The organism is Microseira wollei NIES-4236 (genome assembly GCF_020521235.1).
In the GTDB taxonomy this organism is placed as follows: domain Bacteria; phylum Cyanobacteriota; class Cyanobacteriia; order Cyanobacteriales; family Aerosakkonemataceae; genus Microseira; species Microseira wollei.
In genome coordinates this window covers 1-4294 of record NZ_BLAY01000348.1, presented here as the reverse complement: position 1 = coordinate 4294, position 4294 = coordinate 1, and the positions used below count along the sequence as shown (strand labels likewise).

Below are 4294 nucleotides of genomic sequence, written 5' to 3'. Positions count from 1 at the left end.
TCCGGCGTTCCCAGGCAGAGCCGTGGTCACGAGGCGAAAGTCCGTTAAAACGGACTAATTCTCCGGTATTTACAGTCGGTTTCAACCGACTTAAGCTATTAGCCTGGGATTTGAATCCCAGGTGGGTTGCAGATACAACTGAGCTGTCTGTTTCACAACTAGCCCGCCCGGAAATAAATTTCCGGCGTTCCCAGGCAGAGCCGTGGTCACGAGGCGAAAGTCCGTTAAAACGGACTAATTCTCCGGTATTTACAGTCGGTTTCAACCGACTTAAGCTATTAGCCTGGGATTTGAATCCCAGGTGGGTGGCAGATACAAACCAATCCAATTCTTACACGCCTTTGTTAGTCCAAAACGAAATTGTTACTCTCCCTTCTATTTCTACAGTTGCGATTCAACGTCGCCAACTGCAAAATCGTTCCCCAGTCGCCAAAACCGTTGCGGTCATTGCCGATCCGATTTTCAACCTTAAAGATTCTCGCATTGCAGGTAATCCACCCGCACAAACTCCGGATACACTATCTAATCTGAGCCTGAATCGCGCCACTCGGAACTTAGGTTTAGGGCAAGACGGAGGTGGCAAAATATTCGATCGCCTCGCATATACTCGCGATGAAGCTAATAAAATTCTTGCCCTGGTTCCAGAAGCGCAACGTTTCCAAGCTTTTGATTTTAATGCTTCTCGCCAAACCGCAACTAACCCCGATTTAGCCCAATATCAAATTATCCACTTTGCCACTCACGGATTAGTCGATCCCATCGCTCCTGAATTATCAGGTGTAGTGCTATCTCTTTATGACCAAAAAGGCAATCCCTCAGATGGGTTTTTGCGCCTCCACGATATTTTTAACCTGAATTTACCGGCGGAATTGGTAGTTTTGAGTGCTTGCGAAACCGGCTTGGGTGAAAATGTGAAAGGTGAAGGTTTGGTGGGCTTGACAAGAGGCTTTATGTATGCTGGGGCGAGGCGGGTGGTGGTGAGTTTGTGGAGTGTGAATGATGCGGCGACTTCGGAGTTAATGGCGAAGTTTTATCAGAAGATGTTGCAAGGGGGGGAAAATCCGATAACGGCTTTGAGAGCGGCACAATTAGAGATGTGGAATTCTGCAAATCGGCAGTCTCCTTATTATTGGGCGGCGTTTACCGTGCAGGGAGATTGGCGGTGAGCGATCGCTTATTTCAGATTAATATATGCGATCGCTCCTGCACCTACTCAATACCGAGAGCCGCCTTAGCATCCTTTATCGTTATCATCAGTGTCATTGGCGCAACAGGTGAAGGCGTAAACCCACAATTAGAATAGAATTCCTTAGCCTCTTCCGAAATAGCATGAACTAGGATAGCCCGGATGCCAGCAATTGCCGCCGCTTGTAGAGTCCGCAAAACAGCATCGCGCACCAAAGCACGTCCAATTCCTTGTCCTTGCCAATTCAAGTCTACAGCCAGCCTGCCGATTACCATGACCGGAATTGGGTCTGGCATATTCCGGCGGACTTTACCTGAAGCCGTAGCATTTAAGACACTGCCGTTCGCGATGCAGTAGTAGGCAACTACTTTTTGTCCAACTGTCACTACATAAGTTCGCGATGCACCGCTGTCTTCATTTTTAAGCGATCGCTTGCGTAACCAATCATCTAATTCTGGATTGCCGGAATCAAACTCTTCTAGCTGATGGTCTGGTTTTAGAGGTTGAGGAGCCTGCAAAGGCCGATTCGAGTCTACCACCGTTAATCCCAAGGCGATGAAGTCGTTAGCAGCTGACGCAGATTTTCATTGCTAGAAGGTGGCGCATCCAAGAGAGCCATAAATTCGGAGAACTTCTCATCATCCAGTAGAAACAATCGCCTCTCCAGTAAAATAGCTACGGCTTCCCGGTAAGCCGTTTCTAGCATAAAATCAGAGCGGTTCTTGCCCACAGCTGCTGCCGCAAGGTCGATTAAATCGCGTTGCTGGGAGTGTGTCCGGATGTTAATGGTGACATCGCGGTTGCGATTCCCCGATTGAGATGATGGTACTTGCGTCATTTCATCTCCTGTGTGTCTACACAATGAGCCTACAAATATTGTATACACAATATCAACACAAATTCCAGCAGGGAAGTGGGTAACGGAAGGAACGCCGTTGCGTTTGATGGGGAAAATGGGATGGATTTTGGTGTTTAGAAGTTAAGTTGAGGTGCTGTAATGGGTAAAAAATTGTTTTTTGCTTTGCTCAAAGGCATTTCAGTATCAGGAATTATCGGTGTAGCGTTGCTATCCGAGTCAGTAATATCCACCCCCAAACCTTCAGAAACCGGGTTTCTTCACAGCAGATCTAATGACCAGAAACCCGGTTTCTTATCCGATCAAAACACCATCATCGCCCAAAATAGCAGCAACTCAGAAGCGGATAGACTTTATCAAGAAGGCTTACAACTGTTTCGGCAAAGAACAGCAGAATCATTACGGGCAGCATTGGAAAAGTTAGAAGCCGCCCGCCAACTCTATCGCGCTGCTAGGGATAAAGGAAATGAAGCTGTCACGCTGCTGGGTATGGGCAGAATTAATGACGACCTGGGAGAAAAGCAGAAAGCCCTAGACTACTACAACCAAGCCTTACCTCTATATCGGGCAGTGGGGGATAGAGGGGGGGAAGCCGCAACTCTCAACAATATTGGCCTTGTGTACGACTCACTGGGAGAAAAGCAGAAAGCCCTCGACTACTACAACCAAGCCTTACCACTATTACGGGCAGTGGGGGATAGAGGGGGGGAAGCCACAACTCTCAACAATATTGGCTCTGTGTACAACTCCCTGGGAGAAAAGCAGAAAGCCCTCGACTACTACAACCAAGCCTTACCCCTATATCGGGCTGTGGGGGATAGAGGGGGGGAAGCCACAACTCTCAACAATATTGGCGGTGCGTACAACTCCCTGGGAGAAAAGCAGAAAGCCCTAGACTACTACAACCAAGCCTTACCCCTAAGACGAGCTGTGGAAGATAGAGGGGGGGAAGCCGTAACTCTCAACAATATTGGCAATGTGTACGACTCACTGGGAGAAAAGCAGCAAGCCCTAGACTACTACAACCAAGCCTTACCACTATTACGGGCAGTGGGGGATAGAGGGGGGGAAGCCGCAACTCTCAACAATATTGGCGGTGCGTACAACTCTCTGGGAGAAAAGCAGAAAGCCCTCGACTACTACAACCAAGCCTTACCCCTATTACGGGCTGTGGGGTATAGAGGGGGGGAAGCCACAACTCTCTCGAATTTTGCCTTCGTCAAACGCACTCAAGGCAACCTCACCGAAGCCCTGACTGACATTGAAGCCGCCATTACCATTGTCGAAGACCTCCGCACCAAAATCGGTTCTCAAGATCTTCGTCAATCCTACTTTGCGACCGTTCAGGATTATTACAAATTCTACATCGACCTATTAATGCAACTGCACCAGCAAAACCCCAACAAAGGATATGATGCTCAAGCATTGCACATTAGCGAACGCGCCCGCGCCCGCAGTCTCCTCGAACTCCTCACCGAAGCTACTGCCAACATTCGCTCTGGTGCTGACCCCAAACTGTTAGAACAAGAACGCAATCTGCAACAACAACTCAACACCTTTGAGCATCGCAGATATCAACTCCAAAGCGGTCAGTTTGACGAACAAGAACTGAATGAAATTAAACAAAAAATCGATAATGTTCTCGCCCAACTCAAACAACTAGAAGCCCAAATTCGCACCACCAGTCCCCGCTACGCTGCCCTCAAATATCCCGAACCGTTGAATCTACAACAGATTCAACAACAAATCCTCGATGACGATACGCTACTTTTACAATATTCCCTTGGTGCAGAACGCAGTTATCTTTGGGCAGTCACCAAAAACAGCATCACCAGTTACGTACTGCCCAAACAAAGTGAAATAGAAGCTGCCGTCAAAACTTTCCGCGAATCTGTTACTAAAGATAGTTCAGCAACACTCGATACCGGACTTTCACTGAGTCAAATACTTCTCGCCCCTGTGGCGAATCTATTGAGTAACAAACGCTTACTAATTGTGGGAGATGGGGCATTACAATATGTTCCCTTTGCTGCATTACCGATTCCAGGGAATAACAAGATGTCAGTTTCCCATTCATATGCTCGGGAAATTAATGATTCAGAAGGCTTTTCGTTTCTCCTTTCAACCCGCCCGGAAATAAATTTCCGGCGTTCCCAGGCAGAGCCGTGGTCACGAGGCGAAAGTCCGTTAAAACGGACTAATTCTCCGGTATTTACAGTCGGTTTCAACCGACTTAAGCTATTAGCCTGGGA

Annotated in this window: 4 protein-coding genes; 2 read left to right on the top strand and 2 right to left on the bottom strand. The window is 47.9% G+C overall.

Going from position 1 to position 4294, the window contains the following annotated elements:
• Nucleotides 1–1166: CHAT domain-containing protein (locus MiSe_RS47880; protein WP_226594362.1), on the top strand; the 1166-nt coding region annotated here is incomplete at its 5' end.
• A 43-nt stretch (nucleotides 1167–1209) separates the two neighbouring features.
• Here the strand turns inward: MiSe_RS47880 and MiSe_RS47875 are convergent.
• On the bottom strand, nucleotides 1210–1725 hold the full coding sequence (locus MiSe_RS47875) for a GNAT family N-acetyltransferase (protein ID WP_226594359.1): 516 nt from the start codon (nucleotides 1723–1725) through the stop codon (nucleotides 1210–1212).
• Nucleotides 1726–1727: 2 nt separating this feature from the next.
• A complete protein-coding gene (locus MiSe_RS47870) occupies nucleotides 1728–2024 on the bottom strand; it encodes a type II toxin-antitoxin system TacA family antitoxin (protein ID WP_226594357.1) in 297 nt (98 codons plus the stop codon).
• Between the two features lie 159 nt (nucleotides 2025–2183).
• On the opposite strand from MiSe_RS47870, the gene MiSe_RS47865 reads away from it, so the two are divergent.
• Nucleotides 2184–4294 (top strand): CHAT domain-containing protein (locus MiSe_RS47865; protein WP_226594354.1); only part of this gene is annotated, 2111 nt, incomplete at its 3' end.